At 72.0% G+C, this 22,188-nt stretch carries 16 protein-coding genes; 8 read left to right on the forward strand and 8 right to left on the reverse strand.

Annotation, left to right across the window (positions count from 1 at the left end):
- Positions 1-153 precede the first annotated feature (153 nt).
- Together CHF15_RS01765 and CHF15_RS01770 are read left to right on the forward strand one after the other, a co-directional pair.
- Positions 154-579: an ATP-binding protein gene (locus tag CHF15_RS01765; protein WP_089221777.1), complete on the forward strand. Its 426-nt coding sequence runs from the start codon at positions 154-156 to the stop codon at positions 577-579.
- Positions 580-673: 94 nt separating this feature from the next.
- Entirely contained in the window at positions 674-1,096 is a 423-nt protein-coding gene (locus CHF15_RS01770; protein WP_089221778.1) for a TOBE domain-containing protein, read from the forward strand.
- Between the two features lie 22 nt (positions 1,097-1,118).
- On the opposite strand, the gene CHF15_RS01775 is transcribed toward CHF15_RS01770, so the two are convergent.
- The 4 genes from CHF15_RS01775 to CHF15_RS01790 form a co-directional block, all read right to left on the reverse strand.
- Complete coding sequence (locus tag CHF15_RS01775) at positions 1,119-2,138, reverse strand: TolB family protein (RefSeq protein WP_089221779.1); 1,020 nt, start codon at positions 2,136-2,138, stop codon at positions 1,119-1,121.
- 20 nt (positions 2,139-2,158) lie between these two features.
- Entirely contained in the window at positions 2,159-3,424 is a 1,266-nt protein-coding gene (locus CHF15_RS01780) for an MFS transporter (protein ID WP_089221780.1), read from the reverse strand.
- 5 nt (positions 3,425-3,429) lie between these two features.
- Entirely contained in the window at positions 3,430-4,329 is a 900-nt protein-coding gene (locus CHF15_RS01785) for an alkaline phosphatase family protein (RefSeq protein WP_089221781.1), read from the reverse strand.
- Positions 4,330-4,519: 190 nt separating this feature from the next.
- Positions 4,520-6,796 (reverse strand): N-acetylmuramoyl-L-alanine amidase, encoded by a 2,277-nt coding sequence (locus CHF15_RS01790; RefSeq protein WP_089221782.1) that lies wholly within the window; start codon positions 6,794-6,796, stop codon positions 4,520-4,522.
- 229 nt (positions 6,797-7,025) lie between these two features.
- Here CHF15_RS01790 and CHF15_RS01795 point away from each other — a divergent pair, with 229 nt between their 5' ends.
- Entirely contained in the window at positions 7,026-9,989 is a 2,964-nt protein-coding gene (locus tag CHF15_RS01795) for a bifunctional [glutamine synthetase] adenylyltransferase/[glutamine synthetase]-adenylyl-L-tyrosine phosphorylase (protein ID WP_089221783.1), read from the forward strand.
- Between the two features lie 30 nt (positions 9,990-10,019).
- Here CHF15_RS01795 and CHF15_RS01800 read toward each other — a convergent pair whose 3' ends face one another.
- The 3 genes from CHF15_RS01800 to CHF15_RS01810 are packed head-to-tail and all read right to left on the reverse strand — an operon-like array spanning position 10,020 to position 13,672.
- A complete protein-coding gene (locus tag CHF15_RS01800) occupies positions 10,020-10,862 on the reverse strand; it encodes a phosphatase PAP2 family protein (protein WP_089221784.1) in 843 nt (280 codons plus the stop codon).
- A gap of 37 nt (positions 10,863-10,899) precedes the next feature.
- Complete coding sequence (locus CHF15_RS01805; protein WP_089221785.1) at positions 10,900-11,988, reverse strand: LacI family DNA-binding transcriptional regulator; 1,089 nt, start codon at positions 11,986-11,988, stop codon at positions 10,900-10,902.
- 25 nt (positions 11,989-12,013) lie between these two features.
- Positions 12,014-13,672: a glycoside hydrolase family 13 protein gene (locus CHF15_RS01810; RefSeq protein WP_089221786.1), complete on the reverse strand. Its 1,659-nt coding sequence runs from the start codon at positions 13,670-13,672 to the stop codon at positions 12,014-12,016.
- Between the two features lie 325 nt (positions 13,673-13,997).
- Between CHF15_RS01810 and CHF15_RS01815 the strand changes: the two genes are divergently transcribed.
- The 5 genes from CHF15_RS01815 to CHF15_RS01835 all read left to right on the forward strand — a co-directional run bounded on the left by CHF15_RS01815 (position 13,998) and on the right by CHF15_RS01835 (position 20,121).
- The gene (locus tag CHF15_RS01815) at positions 13,998-15,269 is read left to right on the forward strand and encodes an extracellular solute-binding protein (protein ID WP_089221787.1); all 1,272 of its coding nucleotides are present in this window, start codon (positions 13,998-14,000) and stop codon (positions 15,267-15,269) included.
- 94 nt (positions 15,270-15,363) lie between these two features.
- Positions 15,364-16,365, forward strand: coding sequence for a carbohydrate ABC transporter permease (locus tag CHF15_RS01820; protein ID WP_089221788.1), 1,002 nt, complete (start codon positions 15,364-15,366; stop codon positions 16,363-16,365).
- 12 nt (positions 16,366-16,377) lie between these two features.
- On the forward strand, positions 16,378-17,304 hold the full coding sequence (locus CHF15_RS01825) for a sugar ABC transporter permease (protein ID WP_089221789.1): 927 nt from the start codon (positions 16,378-16,380) through the stop codon (positions 17,302-17,304).
- A gap of 101 nt (positions 17,305-17,405) precedes the next feature.
- On the forward strand, positions 17,406-19,052 hold the full coding sequence (locus CHF15_RS01830) for a glycoside hydrolase family 13 protein (protein WP_179279614.1): 1,647 nt from the start codon (positions 17,406-17,408) through the stop codon (positions 19,050-19,052).
- A 31-nt stretch (positions 19,053-19,083) separates the two neighbouring features.
- The gene (locus CHF15_RS01835; protein WP_089221790.1) at positions 19,084-20,121 is read left to right on the forward strand and encodes a LacI family DNA-binding transcriptional regulator; all 1,038 of its coding nucleotides are present in this window, start codon (positions 19,084-19,086) and stop codon (positions 20,119-20,121) included.
- Between the two features lie 337 nt (positions 20,122-20,458).
- On the opposite strand, the gene CHF15_RS01840 is transcribed toward CHF15_RS01835, so the two are convergent.
- Positions 20,459-21,919 (reverse strand): hypothetical protein, encoded by a 1,461-nt coding sequence (locus CHF15_RS01840; protein ID WP_089221791.1) that lies wholly within the window; start codon positions 21,917-21,919, stop codon positions 20,459-20,461.
- Positions 21,920-22,188 lie beyond the last annotated feature (269 nt).

The following is a 22,188-nucleotide window of genomic DNA, read 5'->3' on the forward strand; positions in this document are numbered from 1 at the left end:
ATGGGCATCAGCGCGTTTCCGCAGGTCGTTCGGCCTACGAGGGCGGCGTTCGACAATGGCGACCCCGATTCATTGACCCGCGATGTCCTGTCTCGGAAGCTTTCGTCCAGGCCCGGGAGTCCACCCGGCGGGATTCCCTGGGAGGAGGACACCATGGCGGCAGAGCCCGAGACGATGCCGCAGCGCGAGGATGTGCACGTTTGCGCGCTGTCGCACATCCCCGGCGCCCTGTCCGTGGTGCGCCGGCGGGTACGGGGCGTGCTGGCGGAGTGGGAGCTGTGCCCGGAGGTCGCCGAGGACGCGCTGCTGGTCATATCCGAGCTGACCACGAACGCGATCGTGCACGCCGACGGCCCCGCCTCCCTGCGCATCTGCTGGACGGAGGTCGACGGGCACAGCGCCCTGCACATCGAGGTGACCGACTCGGGCCCGTCGGCCCGACCATGCATGCCGGGGGGATCCACCGACCCGGACGAGCACGGCCGGGGCCTCGGCATCGTGGGCGCCCTCTCGACACGGCACGGCATCCGTGCCGACTGCGCCGGGTTCACCCGCTGGGCGGACCTGGTCACCGCCTGAGCCGCCGCCGGCGGGGCAGCACCGCCGCCCGGGCCCGGGGCGGGCGGCGGGTCGTTCCGCGCGGCGCGCCGCGGACGGGCTTACGGTGCCGCTCATGGCACTGAGCATTCGCAACCAGATCGACGGCAAGGTCGCCTCGGTGGTTCCCGGCGAGGTGATGGCCGTGGTCACGGTCCGCCTCGACGGCGGGGGACCGGACTTCACGGCGGCCGTGACGGCCGAGGCCGTGCGGGAGCTCGGCATCATCCCCGGCGGCGGGGTGACCGTGCTGATCAAGGCGACGGAGGTCTCCCTGGCGACGGCTCCGGCGCAGGGCATCAGCATCCGCAACCGCATCCCCGGGACCGTCACCGCAGTGACGTCGGGCGAGGCCATGGCGAGCGTGCGGGTCGCCTTCGGGGGCGGCCGCGAGCTGACCGCCGTGATCACCCGGGAGGCCCTCGACGAGCTGGGCGTCGCCGAGGGCGCCCAGGTCGTGGCGCTGGTCAAGGCGACCGACGTGTCGCTGGCGACCTGAGGACCGGGGTCCCGGCCGGGGCCTACCCGAGGTAGGCGGGAGCCAGTGCCGCCGTCATCATGCGGCGGGCCGAGCCGGTGCCGTCGGCGGGCACCGTCCACAGGTCCGCGCCGAAGTCGCCGGCGAGGGCGTAGACGACCGTGTGGTCGTCGCGCCAGACGACCTGGTCGTCGACGCTGCGCCGCTCGGCGAGCGGGGTCTCGCGCATGGTGGCCAGGTCCAGGACGTACAGCCGCCAGGGCGCGTCGGGGGAGAGGCCCTCGACGCGCTTCTTGAAGACCAGCCGGGTGCCGTCGGGTGAGAGCGAGGGGCACTCGACGTTGCTGCGCAGCGTCCGGACGGAGCGGGCCGCGACGTCGCCGCGGACGAGATAGGTGCGGCCGCCGGTGCCCAGGGTGGCGTAGAAGTGGGTGTCGTCGGAGAAGGTCACGCCCCAGAAGTTGACGTCGGCGGCGTGGTAGGGCCGGCCCTCCCGGGTGATCCGGAAGTCCTCCAGGTTCGCCACGAGGGCCCACGTTCGGGTGTCGAGGACGGAGGTACGGGTGGAGAAGTTCGTGCCCGCGTACGAGTCGCCCCCGACGAACACCGTCCAGGCGACCATGCGCCCGCTGGGCGATACCCGGGCCCGGGTGGGGATGCCCGCGAGGGGGAAGTGGCGCAGTTCGCGCAGCCGGGCGTCCAGCACGACGGCGCGGTAGGTGTCCTGGACGGCGCCCTTGACCGACTGCAGGCAGATGCCGGTGCCCGCGGCGGCGTAGAAGCGCAGGCACCTGACGTCGGAGGCGGTGCGCGCCGCCTCGGGGCTGCCGGCCGGCACGGTGGCGAGCTCGTCCCGGTGCGGGCCCCACGCCATGTTGCGGAACACCATGCGGGGCGCGTCCGGCGCCAGCGTCACCGCCCCCGCCGTGACCGCGGGGCCGCCCGCCTGCGGGCGGTCCTTCTCCGCCGCGCGGTCGGCGGCGCGCAGCACGGACACGGCGGCGACCGCGGCCAGCGCCGCCACGGCGGCGAGCAGCACGAACAGACGGCTGCGGGTGTTCATGGGGGGCCTTTCCTCGGGGGTCACTTGCTCGGCGCGGGACGCAGGTACACGGCGCAGACCGCGCACACCGTCAGCGCCAGCGCGGCGGTGGTCAGGGCCGTGCGGTCGCCCCAGGCCGTCCAGGCCGCGCCGAAGGCCAGGGAGGCGGCGAAGCGGGCCGTGGCCTGCCCGGTCTGGACGAGGGCGAGCCCGGCGCCGCGCAGCTCGTCGGGTACGGCGGTGGACGCGGCGGCCATCAGCACCCCGTCCGTGGCGGCGTAGAAGGCGCCGTGCAGCAGCAGGACGGCGTACGCCGGGCCGTGCGCGAGCAGCAGCCCGTACGCGGCGAGCAGGGCGACGTGCCCCGCCAGGAACATCCGCCAGCGGCCCATGCGGTCGGCCAGCCGCCCCAGCGGCATCGCGAGCAGCAGGAAGGCCGCCGCGGTGCCCAGGGGGAGCAGCGCGAACCAGCGGTCGGGGACGCCGAGACGGTGCTGGAGCAGCAGGTAGACGAAGGAGTCGCTGACCGTCGACAGGCCCAGCAGCGTCGCGCAGACCGTCAGCCTCCGCACGTCCCGGCGGCGCAGCAGCGCCAGGGAGGCCCGCAGCGTCGGCCTGGGCGGGTCCGCGGACGCGGGAACGCCGGAGGCGGGGGCGGGAACCCCGCCGCGGCCGCCCGGCACGAAGAGCAGCAGCACCAGCACGCCCAGGGCGGCCACGCAGGAGCTCACCGTGAAGACGGCGTCGTACCCCTCGGCGGCCTGCCGCAGGATGAGGAACGCGACCAGCGGTCCCAGCAGCGCTCCGGCGGTGTCCATGGCGCGGTGCACGCCGAAGGCCCGCCCGCGCGTCTCCGGCGCCGAGGAGAGCGAGATCAGCGCGTCCCGCGGTGCGGTGCGCAGCCCCTTGCCGGTCCGGTCGACCGCGAGGACGGCACCGATCAGGGGCAGGCTGTGGACCAGGAGCAGCGCGGGCTTGCACACCGCCGACAGCCCGTAGCCGACGGCCGCCACGGCCTTGTGCCGGCCGCCGCCCCGGTCGGCGAGATGGCCGCCGACCAGCCGCACCAGCGCGCTGAAGCCGTTGTAGACGCCGTCGAGCAGGCCGAAGCCGAGCGGGGAGAGCCCGAGCCCGGCGACGAGGTAGAGGGGGAGCACCGCGGTGACCATCTCCGACGAGACGTCGGTGATCAGGCTGACGGTGCCCAGGACGAGGACGGTGGGGGCGACGGCGGTGGCCCGGGGCCCGGGACGCGACGCGTCCCGGACCTCGGTGCCGGCTCCGCCGCGGCTGTCCGCGACGTACACCGGCCTCAGCTCGCCCAGATACCGGTGATGTCCGAGGCGGAGGCGGCGTTGCCCGCGTGCGTGCTCAGACCCGCCAGGTCCTCCAGCGTGCGGAGCACGTTGTAGTGGTTGTAGGTCGTCGCGGACGACGAACCGGCCTTGACCGGCTGGCCGTACAGCACGGTCGCGATCTTGTTGCCGCTCAGCCGGTTGTCCTCGTCGAAGGTGACGACGAGCAGGCTGTTGTGGGTCTTCGCCCAGGTCGCGTAGGCGCCCAGCTTGTTCTTCAGCCAGGTGTCACCGGTGGAGACCGAGCAGTCGTGCATGTCGCTGCACAGGTTCGGCGTGACGAAGGAGACCTTGGGCAGGGTGGTGAAGTCGGTCGGGAACTGCGCGAAGGTCTTCGCCGTCGAGGTCGGGACGTTGCTGAAGGCGAACCACGGGTTGTGCTTGCGGGCGTAGGTGCCGCTGCTGCAGGTGGTCGAACCCTGGCTCGGCAGCGTCTCGTTGTAGCTGGCCCAGCTCTTGCCCGCGGCGATCAGCTCGGAGGCGAGGTTGGGCTTGGAGCTGAAGCCGGGGGTGTAGCAGCCGTCGTCGGTGACGCCCTGGTTGCCACCGGAGAAGATCTGCAGGTAGTTGGGCTGGCTCGGGTGCGTGACGCCGTACGACTGCGTCAGGTTGGCGCCGCCGGCCTTGAGCGTGTTGTTGATGTAGGGGGCGCTGGAGCTGCCGATGACCTGGTTGTAGGCGTGGTTCTCGAACATCACCACGACCACGTGGTCGGGGTTCGGCACGCTGCCGGCCGCGTGGGCGGTCTCGGAGCCGCCGAGCCCGGCCCACAGGCCGAGGGAGGCGGCGGCGACGCCGAGGACGGAAGCGAGGGCGGTGACGGAGCGACGGGGACGGGGCAGGGACCAGCCGGACACGGCGGACCTCCGGAAAGTGGGGGAGGGGAGTGGCGCCGCGCCAGGTTAGGAGGGGGCCGTGGACGTCCGAAGCGCCGCGGAAATGAAGGTCGGGGGAACGGTGCGTACGTTCTGGATCTTGAGGTCAAGCACAGGTAAAAGGGCCCGGGGAGCGCGAATTCGCGCTCCCCGGGCCCTTGCTGTCAGGACATCACTTGACGTACGTGATGCCGTCCGTGGTGATCGCCGGCCGGCCGGAGGTGCCGACCACGACGATCTTCAGCGTGTGCTTGGCGCTGGTGCTCCAGGACTTGGACCAGATCGTCTGCCGGTAGGCGGTGGTGGAGGTCTTGAGGTCCACCGTCGCCGTCTTGACCCCGTCGACGTAGACGTACGCCTGGCCGGAGGTCGAGGCCCGGGAGACCACCCAGCCGACCGAGCGGCCGGTGAACGTCCAGGTCAGGCTGGCGTTCTTCGAGGACGAGGTGTAGGACTTCCCGCCGAGGTAGCTGGTGCTGCTCTTCGTCGACCAGGTACCGGACTTCGTCGCCGAGGTCTCCTGCAGGATCGCCGCCGTGCGGCTCACCGAGGCGGTGGTGTAGTTCCCGGCCGCGTCGGTGGCCTTCAGGCCGTACGTGACCGCGGTGTTCACCTTGCCCGTGGTGCTCCACGAGGTGGTGGTCGGGCCGAAGGTGGCCGTGCTGGGGGCGGTCGCCGCGACGCTCTTGAGGGCGCCGGTGTCGGCGGCCTTCCAGGTCACGGAGACCGGCACGGAGGTGCTGGACACCGTGGCGTTGCGGATCTTCACGGAGGGGGCCGTGGTGAACGTCGGCTTGGTCGTGTCGCCGACCACGCTGTACGAACTCGCCGACGTCGCCGTCTTGTTGCTCATGTGCACCGCCCGCACGGTCACGGTGTGCCGGCCCGCGGCGACCGTGATCGGCGCGGAGGTGGCGGTGGCCTTGGCGGTGGCCGCGACCTTGCCGTCCACGAGCACCTCGAACCGCTTGATGACGGCGGTCGGGGTGCTCTCCGTCCACGAGACCGTCGCCGTGCCCTTGGTGTAGTACGAGGTCCCGGAGAGCGTGGCGCCCTTGACGCTGCTCAGCTTCGGCGCGGCGACGGCGGAGGCGTACGTGCGGATCGTGCCCAGCTTGTCGTACAGGTTCTGGCCGGGGCACTCGGTCGCGAATCCGTCGCGGTGACCCGAGATGGGGTAGAACGCCTTGCCGTTGACGGTCTGGCTTTTGGTGCCGGGGTTGGGGTCGATCTTCTTGAGGCCCAGCTTCCAGGTGGCGAGGGCGGAGACCGAGCCCAGCATCTGCGAGGTTATCGGCGTGGCCTTGGTGACCGTGTCGTCGGTCTGGTAGTAGCCGAGGACCGCGATGCCGGCCGATCCCGTGTTGTAACCGTAGGTCTGAGCACCGACGACGGGGCGGTCCACACCGCCGTAACGGCCCTCGAAGATCGTGCCGCACTTGTCGACGAGGAAGTTGTAGCCGATGTCGCGGTAGGGGTCGTCCTCCTTGGTGACGTGGTACGTGTAGATGCCGCGAATGATGCTCGGCGAGTCGGCGCAGCTGTAGTCGCCGCTGTGGGTATAGGGGTCGTACGTCGCCGCGTGGTGCACGAAGACCACCTGCACCCCGTTGGGCGCGTAGTCCGGCTCCGTCTGCTCGCGGATGCTCTCGTCTGCACCCCATTCCTTGCGGGTGAGGATGTGAGGCTGGGGCACGGTCGAGGTGGGCGGCGTGGACGCGGACGCCGTCGGGGAGCTCGTCGCGGGCGGGCTGCTGCTCGCCGGGGCGCTGCTGGCCGGGGCTGAGCTCTCCGTCGCGCTCGGCTCGGTGGTCGACGGCTCGGTCGTGGCCGGTTCGGTCGTCTCGGACGGCGACGCCGTCACCGTGGGATCCGCGGACGGCGACGCGGTGTCCTCGGCGTCGACGGCGAAGGCGGCGGGCGCCATCGCCACGTCGACGCTGCTCTTCTTGTCGCTCTCGCCGACCAGGGTGAGCTTCATCCCCTTCGGGAGGCCGGCCGCGCCCTTGTCGGAGCGGACGCGGGCCTGCACGCCGTCGGACCAGCCCACCCACAGCGGAGGGGTGCCACCGCGTCCCGCGCTCTCGGCGCCGGCGTCCGGCGCGTCATCGTTGTGCGTCTCGATGCCGAACCAGTCGGACCACTTGCCGGTCTTCTGTGTCCGGACCCGCAGCTGGACCGTGCCGTCCAGCTCCTCCTTCGGATCGTCCCAGGTCACGCCGAGCGTGCCGAACGCATCCGTGCGCTGCTGGGGCAGCTCCCGCTCTCCGCCGGTGCCCTTCAGTGCCAGAGCGTCCACCTGGGTCTTGACCGGCCCCTTCGAGGCCGCCGACGAGGCGGTCCCCTCCGGGCCGCTGGCCACGGACGCGGCGGTGATGACGCCGGCCCCTCCGAGTACGACCGCCCCGATCGCGAGCCAGGCACGCCCGCGCAGACGTATTCGCCGCATGTTCTCTTCCCCGCCCCGTCCCACCCCTGGGTAGCCGTGGGAACCATTGGTTGATTTTTTAAACCTCAGAAACAGCAAGCGCTTTATACCAGAAGGGCCGGAGCGCGCTCACACCGCTGGACGATCACCGCGAAAACGGGCATAACGCCAGGTAACAGAGCCGGGGCCGGGCGGATACTCTCTCTAGGGCGGATCAGCCCAGCCGGGAGCACCGGGAAAGGCAGGCGGCGTGCTGGAAGGGCGACGGGACACCAGATTCGGGCGGCTGCTGCGGCACGGCTTCAGCGACGCCGTGGCCGCCGAGGCGCTGCTGGGCGGCGAGCAGCTCGCCCCGGTGCGCAGCGACCCGGTCCTGCTCGACGCGCTGGGCGCCACCGCCGACCCCGATCAGGCGCTCGCCTCCCTCGTACGGCTCGCCGAGGCCCTCGACCCCGGGGAGCGGCGCACCCTCCTCGACACCCTCACCACGGCCAAGCCGCTGCGCGACCGGCTGCTCGGGGTGCTGGGCGCCTCCGCCGCGCTCGCCGACCACCTGACCCGGCATCCGCGCGACTGGCACGCCCTGGTCACCTACGAGCACGCCGACCTGCACCCGGGGACCACGGAGTTCGAGCGGGGACTGGCCGGGGCCGACGACCCCGAGTCGCTGCGCGTGGCCTACCGGCGCTGCATGCTGGGCATCGCCGCCCGCGACGTGTGCGGCACCAGCGACCTGGTGCAGACCGCCGCGGAACTCGCCGACCTCGCCACCGCGACGCTGCGCGCCGCCCTGGCCATGGCCGAGGCGGAGGCGCCGGCCGACGTCGCGCTGTGCCGGCTGGCGGTGATCGGCATGGGCAAGTGCGGCGGCCACGAGCTCAACTACATCTCCGACGTCGACGTCATCTTCGTGGCCGAGGCCCGCCCCGACGCCGACGAGGCGAAGGCGCTGCAGGCCGCCACCCGGTTGGCCTCGCGCATGATGCGGATCTGCTCCGACACCACCGTCGAGGGCAGCATCTGGCAGGTCGACGCCAACCTGCGCCCCGAGGGCCGGCGCGGCCCCCTGGTGCGCACCCTTTCCAGCCATCTGGCCTACTACAAGCGCTGGGCCAAGACCTGGGAGTTCCAGGCGCTGCTCAAGGCCCGCCCGGTCGCCGGCGACCCGGCGCTGGGCCGGGAGTACGTCGAGGCGCTGTCGCCCATGGTGTGGCAGGCCGCCGAGCGGGACCACTTCGTCCAGGACGTGCAGGAGATGCGGCGCCGGGTCGTGGAGAACATCCCGGTGGCGCACCTCGACCGCGAGCTGAAGCTCGGCCCCGGCGGCCTGCGGGACGTGGAGTTCGCGGTGCAGCTGCTCCAGCTGGTGCACGGCCGCACCGACCCGTCGCTGCGCAGCGGCACCACCCTGACCGCGCTGTCCCAGCTCGCCGCCGGCGGTTACGTGGGGCGTGCGGACGCGGCGGCGCTCGACACCTCGTACCGCTTCCTGCGGACGATGGAGCACCGCATCCAGCTCCACAAGCTGCGCCGCACCCACCTGGTGCCGGAGGACGTCGCCGACCTGCGGCGGCTCGGCCGTTCCCTGGGCTTCCGCGCGGACCCGGTGACGGAGCTGCAGCGCGAATGGCGGCGGCACGCCCGGGAGGTGCGCCGCCTCCACGAGAAGCTCTTCTACCGGCCGCTGCTCGACGCGGTCGCCCAGCTCGCCCCCGGAGAGGTGGGCCTGTCCACGGACGCGGCCAAGCAGCGCCTGGAGGCGCTCGGCTACGTCGACCCGGCCGCCGCCCTGCGCCACCTGGAGGCGCTGGCCTCGGGGGTCAGCCGCAAGGCCGCCATCCAGCGGACCCTGCTTCCGGTGCTGCTCGGCTGGTTCGCCGACTCCGCGGACCCCGACGCGGGCCTGCTGAACTTCCGCAAGGTCAGCGACGCCCTGGGCCGTACTCCCTGGTATCTGCGGCTGCTGAGGGACGAGGGCGCCGCCGCCGTCAACCTCGCGCGGGTGCTCTCCTCCGGGCGGCTCGCCCCCGACCTGCTGATGCGGGCCCCCGAGGCGGTCGCCCTGCTCGCCGACGACGAGGGGCTCCAGCCGCGCACGCGCGGAGCCCTGGACCAGGAGGTCCTGGCCGCGGTCCACCGCGCGGACTCCGCCGAGCAGGCGGTCGCCGCGGTACGCGGAGTGCGCCGCCGCGAGCTGTTCCGCACCGCGGCCGCGGACCTGGTCGGAGTCCACCGCGACGACCCGGACGCGATCGGCGCCGCCCTCACCGACCTCAACGCCGCCGCCGTCACCGGGGCCCTGCAGGCCGCGGTCAACGCCGTCGAGACGGCCGAGGGCGAGCCCCTGCCGACCCGGTTCTCCGTCATCGGGATGGGCCGCTTCGGCGGGCGCGAACTGGGCTACGGCTCCGACGCGGACGTCCTGTTCGTCCACGAGCCCTATGAGGGCGTCGACGAGCACCTGGCCGCCCGCGCCGCGCTCAAGGTCGCCAACGAGCTGCGCCGGCTGCTGCAGATCCCCACCACCGACCCGCCGCTGCTGATCGACGCCGACCTGCGTCCCGAGGGCAAGAGCGGACCGCTGGTGCGCACGCTCGGCTCGTACGCCGCCTACTACCGGCGCTGGTCGCTGGTCTGGGAGAGCCACGCCCTGCTCCGTGCCGAACCGGTCGCGGGCGACGAGGACCTGGGCGCCCGCTTCATCGGCCTCGTCGACCCGCTGCGCTATCCGGCCGACGGGCTGCCGGAGGAGGCGGTCCGCGAGATCCGCCGGCTCAAGGCCCGCATGGAGTCCGAGCGGCTGCCGCGCGGCGCGGACCCGACGACCCACGCCAAGCTGGGGCGGGGCGGGCTCAGCGACGTGGAGTGGACGGTGCAGCTGCTGCAGCTCCGGCACGGCGCGGAGTTCCCCGGGCTGCGGACCACCCGCACCCGGCCGGCGCTCGCGGCGGCCGAGGCGGCGGGACTCGTCGCCGCCGAGGACGCCGAGGTGCTGGACGCCGCCTGGATCCTGGCGAGCCGGATGCGCAACGCCGTCATGCTCGTCCGGGCCCGCGCCGGCGACACCTTCCCCGGCGACGGCAAGGAACTCGCCGCGGTGGGGCGGTACCTCGGCTACGAGCCCGGCCACGTGGGCGACATGGTCGAGGAGTACCGCCGGGCCACGCGGCGGGCCCGCGCGGTGGTGGAGCGCCTCTTCTACGGCACGGACTAGGCCGTCACCCGGCCGGCGCCCGCCGCCCGGTCAGGCCGTGGCGACGCGGACCTGGCGCGGCAACCGGTAGGCGAGGCCCCCGTAGACGGCCCAGGAGGCGGCGAAGCCGACGCCGAGGCAGAGGGTGCCGCCGGCGGCGTCCAGCCAGAAGTGGTTGGCGGTGGAGACGATGACGAGCAGGGTGACGACCGGGTAGAGCACGCCCAGCACCCGCACCCAGGCCCGCCGCGCGAGCATGGCGACGGTGATGCCGCACCACAGCGACCAGCCGATGTGCATCGAGGGCATGGCCGCGTACTGGTTGGAGACGTGCGCCAGGTCGCCCGACGCCATCGATCCCCAGGTGTGGTGGATCTTCACGGTGTCGATGAACCCGCCGCCCTCCATCAGCCGGGGCGGCGCGAGGGGGAAGAAGTAGTAGCCCAGCAGCGCGATGCCGGTCGTCACGAACAGGATCAGGCGGGTCGGCGCGTAACGCCCGGGGTGCCTGCGGAAGAGCCACACGAGCACCGCCAGGGTGACGATGAAGTGGAGCGTCGCGTAGTAATAGTTCATCCCGACGATGAGCCACGTTACGGAGTTCACGGCATGATTGACCGCGTGCTCGAAGGCGAGCCCGAGGGACTGCTCGAGGTCCCAGACGTGGCTCGCGTTCCGCATGGCGTCGTCCTGCTGCTCCGGTACGGCGTTGCGCACCAGTGAGTAGATCCAGTAGCTGACGGCGATCAGCAGGATCTCGAACCACAGCCGGGGACGGCGTGGTGCCAGCAGTCCGTTGCCCGTCGTCGCTCCATCGGCGTCACGGGAATCGATGGAGCGCGGTGGTACGCCGCCACTGCGGTGGGCCATGATCTTCGCGGTCGATTCCCCCATGGGGCGATAGTCTGCCATGCGGTCCGGTGCCGTCCGATCAACCCCCGGTGGGATTCCGTGCATCCCGTGTACGCCTCCCGGCCGACTGCTGTACGGGTACGGCTGCCCCCGCCTGGGGGCCTGATGCCGTCGAACCGCGGACGACCAGTTCGGGCAGGAAGACGAACTCGCTGTGCGGGGCCGGGGTACCGCCGATCTCCTCCAGCAGCGCGCGCACGGCGGCCTGGCCCATGGCCGTGACAGGCTGCCGGATGGTGGTGAGCGGCGGATCGGTGAAGGCGATCAACGGGGAGTCGTCGAAGCCGACGACGGAGACGTCCCCGGGGACGGACAGCCCCAGCTGCCGGGCCGCGCGGACGGCGCCCAGCGCCATCATGTCCGAGGCGCACACCACGGCCGTGCAGCCCGCGTCGAGCAGACCGGCGGCGGCCGCCTGACCACCCTCCAGGGTGAACAGCGAGTGCTGGATACGTTCGGACGCCTCGTCGGCGGCTATCCCGAGCACCTCCTCCATGCTGCGCAGGAAGCCCTCGATCTTGCGCTGCACGGGGACGAACCGCTTGGGACCGACCGCGAGGCCGATCCGCTCGTGTCCGAGCGCGGCCAGGTGGGTGACGGCCAGACGCATGGCACCGCGGTCGTCGGGCGAGACGAACGGTGCCTTGATCCTGGCGGAGAAGCCGTTGATCAGGACGAACGGCACGCTCTGGCCGTGGAGCCGGTCGTAGCGGGCCGTGTCGGCGGTGGAGTCGGCGTGCAGCCCGGAGACGAAGATGATCCCGGCGACGCCGCGCTCGACGAGCATCTCGACGAGCTCGTCCTCGGTCGAGCCGCCCGGCGTCTGGGTGGCCAGCACCGGGGTGTATCCCTGCCGCGTCAGGGCCTGCCCGATGACCTGGGCGAACGCGGGGAAGATAGGGTTCTCCAGCTCGGGCGTGATGAGCCCGACCAGGCCCGCGCTGCGCTGCCGCAGCCGCACGGGCCGTTCGTACCCCAGCAGGTCGAGGGCGGCCAGCACGGACTGGCGGGTGGCGGCGGAGACACCTGGCTTGCCGTTGAGGACACGGCTGACGGTCGCTTCGCTCACCCCCGCCTGGGCTGCGATGTCGGCAAGCCTTGCGGTCACAGGATTGGACTGTACCGGTCGCATCTCAGATCGCCCACCAGATGCATGAATCGGCCGGAAGACGGACGGATCCGCCGGTGAACGCGACGGGCCCGGAGGAGAGCACCGGACGCCCCGGAACGGGGAGTTGGACCGGCGCCGAAAGGGTGTTGACGGTGCACACCAGGCCGGGCCGGGAGAACGCGAGCACCCCCTCCGGGGCGTCCAGCCAGCGCATCGGCCCGTCGCCGAGCCCGGGCAGCTCACGGCGCAGCCGCAGCGCCGAGCGGTACAGCTCCAGCGTGGAGTCGGGGTCGCCGGTCTGCGCCTGGACGCTGAGCCCGGCCCAGTCCGCGGGCTGCGGCAGCCAGCCGGCGGCCGGGCCGAAGCCGTGGCTGGGGCCCTCGGTGGTCCACGGGATGGGCACCCGGCAGCCGTCGCGCAGCCCGTCCTGGCCGTTGTCCCGGAAGAAGGAGGGGTCCTGGCGGACCTCGTCGGGCAGGTCGGTGACCTCGGGCAGGCCCAGTTCCTCGCCCTGGTAGACGTAGACCGAACCGGGCAGCGCGAGCATCAGCAGGGCCGCGGCGCGGGCCCGGCGCAGCCCGGCCGGGCCGTCGCCGTAGCGGGTGACGTGCCGGACCACGTCGTGGTTGGAGAGCACCCAGGTGGTGGGGGCGCCGACGGAGACGGTGGCGGCGAGGGACTCCTCGATCACCGTGCGCATCGCCCCGGCCTCCCACGGGCACTGCAGGAAGTGGAAGTTGAAGGCCTGGTGCATCTCGTCGGGGCGGACGTACAGCGCCATGCGCCCGGCGTTCGGCGCCCAGGCCTCGGCGACGCCGATGCGCTCGGCCGGCAGTGCCTCCGGCCGGGGACCGGGGGAGTAGGAGTCGAGCAGCCGGCGCCAGGCGCGGTGGATCTCGTGGACCCCGTCCTGGTCGAAGAAGGGGAGTGTCTGGGAGCCGATCATCTTGACCTGCTCCTTGCGGCCGATGTCGGGCAGGCCGGCCGCCTTGACCATGCCGTGCGCGACGTCGATGCGGAAGCCGTCGACGCCCAGGTCCAGCCAGAAGCGGAGGACGGCGTCGAACTCCTCGCGGACCTCCGGGTGCTCCCAGTCGAGGTCGGGCTGCTCGGGCGCGAAGAGGTGGAGGTACCAGTCGCCGTCCGCGACCCGGGTCCAGGCGGGGCCGCCGAAGACCGACTCCCAGTCGTTGGGCGGCAGTTCCCCGTGTTCGCCCTTGCCGGGGCGGAAGTGGTAGCGCTCACGGGCCGGCCCCCCGCGCCGGTCCGTGAGCGCCGCCCGGAACCACGCGTGCCGGTCGGAGGTGTGGTTCGGGACGATGTCGACGATCACCCGCAGGCCCAGCTCGTGGGCGGTGCGGATGAGCGCGTCGGCGTCCGCGAGGGAGCCGAAGAGGGGGTCGACGCTGCGGTAGTCGGCCACGTCGTAGCCGCCGTCCGCCTGGGGGGAGGCGTAGAAGGGGGTCAGCCATACGGCGTCGGCGCCCAGTTCCGCCAGGTAGGGCAGCCGGGCCCGGATGCCGGGCAGGTCGCCCACGCCGTCGCCGTCGCCGTCGGCGAAGGAGCGTACGTACACCTGGTAGATGACGGCGCTGCGCCACCAGCCGGGAGCGCGCCCCTCGGGGGCGGCCGGGGTCTCGTCGGTCGCGTCGTGGATGACGGGGGCGAGCTCTTGGGTCATGTCGGTCCCTCGTGAGTCGGCGCCGGTCCCTGCCGATGATTCCGATCCGCCGCGTGATCGGCAATGCCTTTCAGGAATTTGCGGAAGATCTCGTAACGGCTTCCAGGACGGTGAGCGTCCCACGGTGCGTCTCCCGTCTGCAACTGTGAGGACACGCAGATGTAACGATCGGAAGATCTTGCAAGTCTTTGCAGCAAGGTCTTTCGTCGGGCTTTCTTCCCTGTTACGTTCCTCGACAGCCCGGCCGCCGCAAAGGCGCAGTCGGCAGGGGGGACGCGGTGACGCGCCCCGCACCATCACGGGCTTTCATCCTGGAGGAGATCACATGCGGCGTGGCATAGCGGCCACCGCGCTGGTTGCGGCGCTCGGGCTCGCGGCGACGGCTTGCGGCGGCGACAGCGGCAGTGACAAGGCCGGCGGTCCCGTCACCATCACCTGGTGGGACACCTCGAACGCGACGAACGAGGCGCCGACCTACGAGGCCCTGGTCGCGGAGTTCGAGAAGGCGAACCCGAAGATCAAGGTCAAGTACGTCAACGTCCCCTTCGACGCGGCGCAGAACAAGTTCGACACCGCCGCGGGCAGCAAGGGCGCTCCGGACGTGCTCCGCTCCGAGGTCGGCTGGACGCCCGCCTTCGCCAAGAAGAGCTACTTCGTCGCGCTGGATGGCACCGACGCCCTCGCCGACCAGGACAAGTTCCAGGCCTCCCTGCTGAAGCAGGCCCAGTACGAGGGCAAGACCTACGGTGTGCCGTTCACCACGGACACCCTGGCCCTGGTCTACAACAAGAAGCTGTTCCAGGAGGCCGGCATCGCCGAGGCCCCCAAGACCTGGGACGAGCTGAAGGCCGCCGCGGGGACGATCAAGAAGAAGGCCGGCGTCGACGGCTTCTGGCTGAACACCGCCTCGTACTACGCCCAGCCCTTCCTGTACGGCGAGGGCACCGACATGGTGGACACCGCCGCCAAGAAGATCACCATCAACGGCGAGGCCGCCGCCAAGGGCCTGAAGACCTGGCAGGGCATGTTCTCCGGCGCCGGCCTGCACAAGGCCGACACCACCGCCGACTCCTACGCGCACATCCAGGACGCCTTCGTCAACGGCAAGGTCGCCGCGATCATCCAGGGTCCCTGGGAGATCACCAACTTCTACAAGGGCTCCGCGTTCGCCGACAAGAACAACCTCGGCATCGCCCCCGTCCCGGCCGGCTCCTCCGGCGCGGCCGGCGCCCCCACCGGTGGCCACAACCTCTCGGTCTACGCGGGCTCGGACAAGGCCCACCAGGACGCCGCGATCCAGTTCGTGAAGTTCATGACCTCGGCGAAGAGCCAGACGCAGATCGCCCTCAAGAACTCCACCCTGCCGACCCGCTCGGACGCCTACACCGCCGAGGTCACCGCCGACCCGGGCGTCAAGGGCTTCCAGTCGGTCCTGTCCGTCGCCCAGCCGCGGCCGGAGCTGCCGGAGTACGGCTCCCTGTGGGGCCCGTTCGGCGAGGAGCTGACCAAGGTCGCCGGCGGCAAGGAGCCGCTGGACAAGGGCCTGGACAGCGCGGCCACCGCGATGGCCAAGCTGCTGCCCGACTACAGCAAGTGATCCCCGCGGCCGCCGGCCCTGCCCCTCACCGGGCGGGGCTGGCGGCCACCGGCTGTTCCACCCGGTAAGAAACCCCCGTAGAAGAGGGCCAACGATGACAGTCGCCGCCCAGGGCACGGTGTCCACGTCCCGCGGTTCCCGCGGGCCGCGCCCCGGTCCGATCAAGCGCCTCAAGCGCTCCTACCAGAAGTACTGGTACGCGTACGCGATGATCGCCCCGGTGGTCGTCGTGCTCGGCGTGCTGGTGGGCTATCCGCTGGCCCAGGGCTTCTACCTCACGCTCACCGACGCCAACAGCCTGAACTCGGCCCGCACCATCGGCGTCAACCACATCGACGCCACCTACGAGTTCATCGGCCTCCACAACTACGCCGACATCCTGTGGGGCCCGACGGCGTACGACCGCTTCTGGTCCCACTTCATCTGGACGGTGATCTGGACCGCGGTCTGTGTGACCCTCCACTACGGCGTGGGCATGGGCCTGGCCCTGCTGCTCAACCAGAAGCTGCGCGGCCGCACCTTCTACCGCATGATGCTGATCCTGCCCTGGGCGGTGCCGACCTTCGTCACCGTCTTCTCCTGGCGGATCATGCTCAGCGACTCCGGAGTCGTGAACTCATTCCTCGGCGCGCTCCATCTGCCGCAGCCGCAGTGGCTGGAGGACAGCACCTTCCAGCAGATCGCCGCGATCGGCGTCAACACCTGGGTCGGCGTCCCCTTCATGATGGTCTCCCTGCTCGGCGGCCTGCAGTCGATCCCCTCGGAGCTGTACGAGGCCGCGGAGATGGACGGCGCCAACGCCTGGCAGCGCTTCCGCAACGTCACCCTGCCCGGGCTGCGCTCGGTCAGCAGCACCGTCGTCCTGCTCGGCATCATCTGGACGTTCAACCAGTTCGCCATCATCTACCTGCTGTTCGGCAGCGGGGCCCCCGACGCGCAGATCCTCGTGACCTGGGCGTACTACCTCGGCTTCGGCCAGCAGCCGCGCGACTACGCGCAGTCCGCCGCCTACGGCGTCCTGCTGCTGTCCGTCCTGGTCGTCTTCACCGCCTTCTACCGCCGCTGGCTCGCTCGCAACGAGCAGCTCGCCGGCTGAGGGGATCGCAGCATGAGTACCACCACCAAGACGACGGTCCCCGGCCCCGGCCTCGGCGGCGACCCGCTCGACCCCCCGGCGCCGCCGCGCCCGAAGCGGATCCGCGGCCGCGGGCAGCGCAGCCGCACCGCCTCGGTGCTGTCGCACGGCGTGCTGATCACCGCCAGCCTCATCGCGCTGTTCCCCATCGCGTGGCTGATCTTCCTGTCCCTCGGCCCGGACAAGGACGACTACCTGCACCCGGGCCGGATCCTGGACAAGGCGGGCTTCGCCAACTACTCCTTCGTCCTGGAGCACACCAGCTTCTTCACCTGGATGGGCAACACCGCCATCATCGCGGGCGCCACCTGCGTCATCGGTGTGCTGATCGCCGCCACCACCGGCTACGCGGTCTCCCGGATGCGCTTCCCGGGCTACAAGAAGTTCATGTGGGCGCTGCTGGTCACCCAGATGTTCCCGGTCGCCGTGCTCATGGTCCCGATGTACGTGATCCTCTCGGACCTGGGCCTGATCGACACCTACGGCGGCCTGATCCTCGTCTACTGCAGCACGGCCGTGCCCTACTGCGCCTGGATGCTCAAGGGCTACTTCGACACCATCCCGTTCGAGATCGACGAGGCGGGCCGGGTCGACGGACTCAGCCCCTTCGGCACCTTCTGGCGGCTCGTGCTGCCGCTGGCCCGGCCGGGACTCGCGGTCGCCGCCTTCTACACCTGCCTCACCGCCTGGGGCGAGGTCGCCTTCGCGACCACCTTCATGCTCGACGACGGCAAGTACACCCTCGCCGTCGGCCTGAGCAGCTTCGTCAGCGAGCACGACGCGCAGTGGAACCTGATGGCCGCCACCGCGGTCCTGATCGCCATCCCCGTCAGCGTCGTCTTCTACCTCGTGCAGAAGCACCTGGTCACCGGCCTCACCGCCGGCGCGGCCAAGTCCTGACCCGTACCACCCGCATCCCCCGGGGCGCCCGGCCCGACCGGCCGGGTGCCCCGCCCCAGCCCCATCGCCGCACCGAGCCTTCCATCCTCCAAGGGATCACCATGACCCAGTACCTGGCGGACTCCACCCGTCACCCCCACACCTCCGACCGGCCCGTGGCCACCACGGACTGGTGGAGAGACGCGGTCATCTACCAGGTGTACCCCCGCAGCTTCGCCGACGGGAACGGCGACGGCATGGGCGACATCCCCGGCATCCGCGAGCGCCTGCCGTATCTGCGCGACCTCGGCGTCGACGCCGTCTGGCTGAGCCCCTTCTACGCCTCCCCGCAGGCCGACGCCGGTTACGACGTCGCCGACTACCGGGCCATCGACCCGATGTTCGGCACCCTCCACGACGCGGACGGCCTGATCCGCGACGCCCACCGGCTGGGTCTGCGGATCATCGTCGACCTCGTCCCCAACCACTCCTCCGACCAGCACGAGTGGTTCAAGCAGGCGCTGCGCGAGGGCCCCGGCTCCCCGCTGCGGGCGCGCTACCACTTCCGCCCCGGCAAGGGCGAGGACGGCGAACTGCCCCCCAACGACTGGGAGTCCGTCTTCGGCGGCCCCGCCTGGACGCGCGCGACCGGCCGGGACGGCAAGGGGGAGGAGTGGTACCTGCACCTGTTCGCCCCGGAGCAGCCGGACTTCAACTGGGAGCACCCGGCCGTGCAGGACGAGTTCCGCTCGATCCTGCGCTTCTGGCTGGACATGGGCGTCGACGGCTTCCGCATCGACGTCGCGCACGGCCTGGTCAAGGCCGACGGCCTGCCCGACATCGGCGCCCACGAGCAGCTCAAGCTCCTTGGCAACGATGTCCTGCCCTTCTTCGACCAGGACGGCGTCCACGAGATCTACCGCTCGTGGCGGCGCATCCTCGACGAATATGACGGCGAGCGCATCGCCGTCGCCGAGGCCTGGACGCCCACCGTCGAGCGCACCGCCAACTACGTCCGCCCCGACGAACTGCACCAGGCCTTCAACTTCCAGTACCTCGGCACGAAGTGGGACGCCGCCGAGCTGCGCGAGGTCATCGACCGCTCGCTCGACGCCATGCGCCCGGTCGCCGCGCCCACCACCTGGGTGCTGTCCAACCACGACGTCGTCCGCCACGCCACCCGGCTGTCCTCCGACGGGAAGAGCCACGACCTGCGCCGCGCCCGCGCCGCCTCGCTGCTGATGCTGGCGCTGCCCGGCTCGGCGTACGTCTACCAGGGCGAGGAACTGGGCCTGCCCGAGGTGACCGACCTGCCCGACGAGGCCCGTCAGGACCCGGCGTTCTTCCGCGCCGCGGGCCAGGACGGCTTCCGCGACGGCTGCCGCGTGCCGATCCCGTGGACTGCCGAGGGCGCGAGCTACGGCTTCGGCAGCGGCGGCAGCTGGCTGCCGCAGCCCGAGGGGTGGGCGCGGCTCAGCGTCGCCGCGCAGACCGGCGACCCGGCCTCCACCCTGGAGCTGTACCGCTCCGCCCTGCGGCTGCGCCGCGAGCGGGACGGCCTCGGCGCGGGCGAGTCGGTCCGGTGGCAGGACGCCCCGCGGGGCGTGCTGTCCTTCCGCCGGCCAGGCTTCGCGTGCACCGTCAACACCACGGCCGCGCCGGTGACACTGCCCGTACCGGGCGAGCTCCTGCTGGCCAGCTCTCCGGTGGAGGTCACGGCGGACGGGGTCGTCGTCCCGGCCGACACGACCGTCTGGTGGGCCGTTTGACGTGCGTCGCGGTCGCATAGGGTCTGTAGGTGTGAACACCACAGCTCGACTCGCCGACATCGCGGCCCAGGCGGGGGTCAGCGAGGCCACCGCCAGCCGCGTGCTGAACGGGAAGGCGGGGGTCGCCCCCGCCACCCGGCAGAAGGTGCTGGCCGCGCTGGACGTGCTCGGCTACGAGCGTCCGGTGCGGCTGCGCCAGCGCAGCGCCGGCCAGATCGGGCTGATCACCCCCGAGCTCAACAACCCGATCTTCCCCGCCTTCGCCCAGGTCATCGAGCAGAACCTGACCGGCTACGGCTACACCGCGGTGCTGTGCACCCAGCACCCCGGCGGCTCCACCGAGGACGAACTGGTGGAGGCGCTCGTGGAGCGCGGGGTGCGCGGCATCGTCTTCCTGTCAGGGCTGCACGCCGACGTCACCGCCGACCCCGAGCGCTACGCCCGCCTGCTCGGCCAGGGCGTGCCCTACGTGCTGGTCAACGGCTTCAACCCGGCGATCGCCGGGCCGTACATCTCGCCGGACGAGCGCGCCTCGGCGCGTATCGCCGTCCAGCACCTGGTGGAGCTCGGCCACCAGCGCATCGGCCTGGCCGTCGGCCCCAACCGCTTCGTGCCCGTGCACCGCAAGGTCGAGGGCTTCGTCGAGGCGCTGGGCAGCCTGCTCGGGCTCGACGAGGAGCAGGCCGCGGAGTACGTCCGGCACACCCTCTTCTCCGTGGAGGGCGGCCACGCCGCCGCCGGGGCGCTGCTGGACCGGGGCTGCACGGGCATCGTCTGCGGCAGCGACCTGATGGCGCTGGGCGCGGTGCGCGCGGTGCGGGAGCGCGGGCTGACGGTCCCGGGGGACGTCTCGGTCGTCGGCTACGACGACTCGCCGCTGATCGCCTTCACCGACCCGCCGCTGACCACGGTCCGCCAGCCGGTCGAGGCGATGGGCGCGGCCGCGGTGAACGCCCTGCTGGAGGAGATCGGCGGCAACCCGGTGCAGCGCTCGGAGTTCGTCTTCCAGACGGAACTGGTCGTGCGCGGTTCCACGGGCCAGGCGCCCGGCGCCGGCCGGCGTTCCTGACGGCCTTCCCGACGGCGGGGCCCGCCGGGCATCGCGCGTTCCGCGTGCGGATGCCGAGGCGGGCCCTGGACCTGCCCCGGGCGGGGCGCAGCGGGGTGGCTTCGTCGGTCCTGGGCCCGCCCCCGTTTCGGTGGCGACCGGTCCGGCCGGCCGGGCGCGTGGGACCCGCCGTCAGGGGCGGACCCCCGGCCGGCCGAACCGGGCTGAAGAGGAACGTAACAGCCGCTCCGGCCGCGACGGAAGGCCCCTGCAGAAACTTTCTGCAAGATTCTGCAGGGGCCTTGCGCAAGGGCGTGACCGCAGGTGGGAGGCCACATGGCCCTCGGCCGCGGGCCGCTCAGGGCGCGATGCCCACACCGTCCAGGCGGCTCCACGCGCGCTCCTGGGCGGCGGACAGCGCCGGCCAGTGCCGCGCCCCCGGCCGCGGGTAGACGCGGGAGTCGTAGGGGTGCGGGACGTAGCCCGGCTCGAAGAAGCACCCGGTGCCGTAGACGGCGTCGAACTCCGGGCAGGAGGCCGCCACCGAGCGGGGCGTGGGCCTGTGGCCGGTCCGCACCCAGGTCGCCAGTGACCGCATCGCGGCGGCGTACTCGGAGGAGCTCAGCTCGCTGTGCTCGCTCTCCCGCGTGAAGTTCTGCACCAGCAGCCTCTCGCGGTGGGCGCCCTCCAGGGAGGCCCGGTAGGCCGCCTCGTGCTCGACGAAGGCGGTCGGGTCGTCGATGGCGTGGACGGTGAGCACGGGGATCGACACGGCGCCGGTGACGTCGCTGTCGTAGGACAGGTCCCGCCGGGCCGCCGGGTCGGCGGCGAAGCGCTCCACGCCGGCGTTGAGGGCCGCGTCGTCGTGCGAACCGGTGTAGCGGACGGTGGTGTTGCCGAACGGGTTACGGCCGCCCAGCCGGTTGTGCACGATGTCGCGGAAGGTGAAGGTCGCGAACCGCAGGTGCGACTCCAGCGTCCGCTCGGGAAGCCTCGTCACGGCCAGGATGTCGTCGAGGTTGCGCTGCTGCAGGGCGGTGCGCTCCTGCGGGGGCGAGGAGTAGCCGGTGCACTCCTGCAGGCGGGCGCGCAGTCCGGTGGCCGTCATCGTGGAGTCGGCGCGCAGCCCCATCCACAGCGGGTACTGGGGCTCGGTGGGCCTGGGGTGGTTGCCGCAGTAGTACTGGTAGACCACGCGCAGGTCCACCCGGTAGTCGTAGCCGCGCGAGCCCCCGCCCAGGACGCCGCTGGTCAGCAGTGCGCCGTCGTACGGCGATCGGTGACCGGCCGCGTAGATCTCGGCGACCTTTGCCGCCACGTCGCCGCCCCAGGACTGGCCGTGGACGAAGGTCCGGCGCGGCGTGCCGAAGCGCTGCACGAACAGCCGCCGCACGTTCTCGGTGTCCTCGGCCGCCATCCGCGTGCCGTAGCCGCCGCGGCGGTAGGAGGAACCCGCCCACGCGTAGCCCTCCTTGACCATGACCGACCAGCGCGCCAGGTCTCCGACGCTCCGTTCCGGGTCGGAGGTGTCGCCGAGGTCGGGGCCGCCGTGCGCGTGGACGACCAGGGAGCCGTTCCAGTCGCGCGGTACCGCCATCGCGTAGTGGGCGCCGTTCGCGTCCTGGCCCCGGTAGCAGGTGGTCTGCGCCGCCACCTCGGCCGGGCAGTCGGTGGGGGCGGGCGCCGTCCCGGCGGCCGCCGCGGGCGGGGGGCCGGCGAGCCCGGTGGCGAGGAGGGCGGCGATGCCCCCGGCCGCCAGGGCGATGCGGCGTCGTGCGGTTCCGGAACCGGTGCGTTGTGGGGAATGCCCGGTGAACATGGTCTGGTCCTCCCATGGTCGCCCGGCGCGTCGTCGCGCGGGGGCCCCGATGTTTCGGGACGCGGTGGCGGGGGTCCAGAGCCGTGGCCATTGCGTTCATAGTGTTCGGTGATCCGCGGTCGCGGGACCGCAGCTGACGGTGCGTCATGGAGTGTGCGCCGCCGCCTGAGCGGGTCCGTTGGAAATCCTTGCGACATCTTGCTGTAAGCCCTTCGCAAGGAGTACGGTCCCGGTCACCGGTCCGGCACCGCTGCCGGGCCACGGCTCAT

The sequence above is a fragment of the Actinacidiphila glaucinigra genome (assembly GCF_900188405.1).
Classification (GTDB): Bacteria; Actinomycetota; Actinomycetes; order Streptomycetales; family Streptomycetaceae; genus Actinacidiphila; species Actinacidiphila glaucinigra.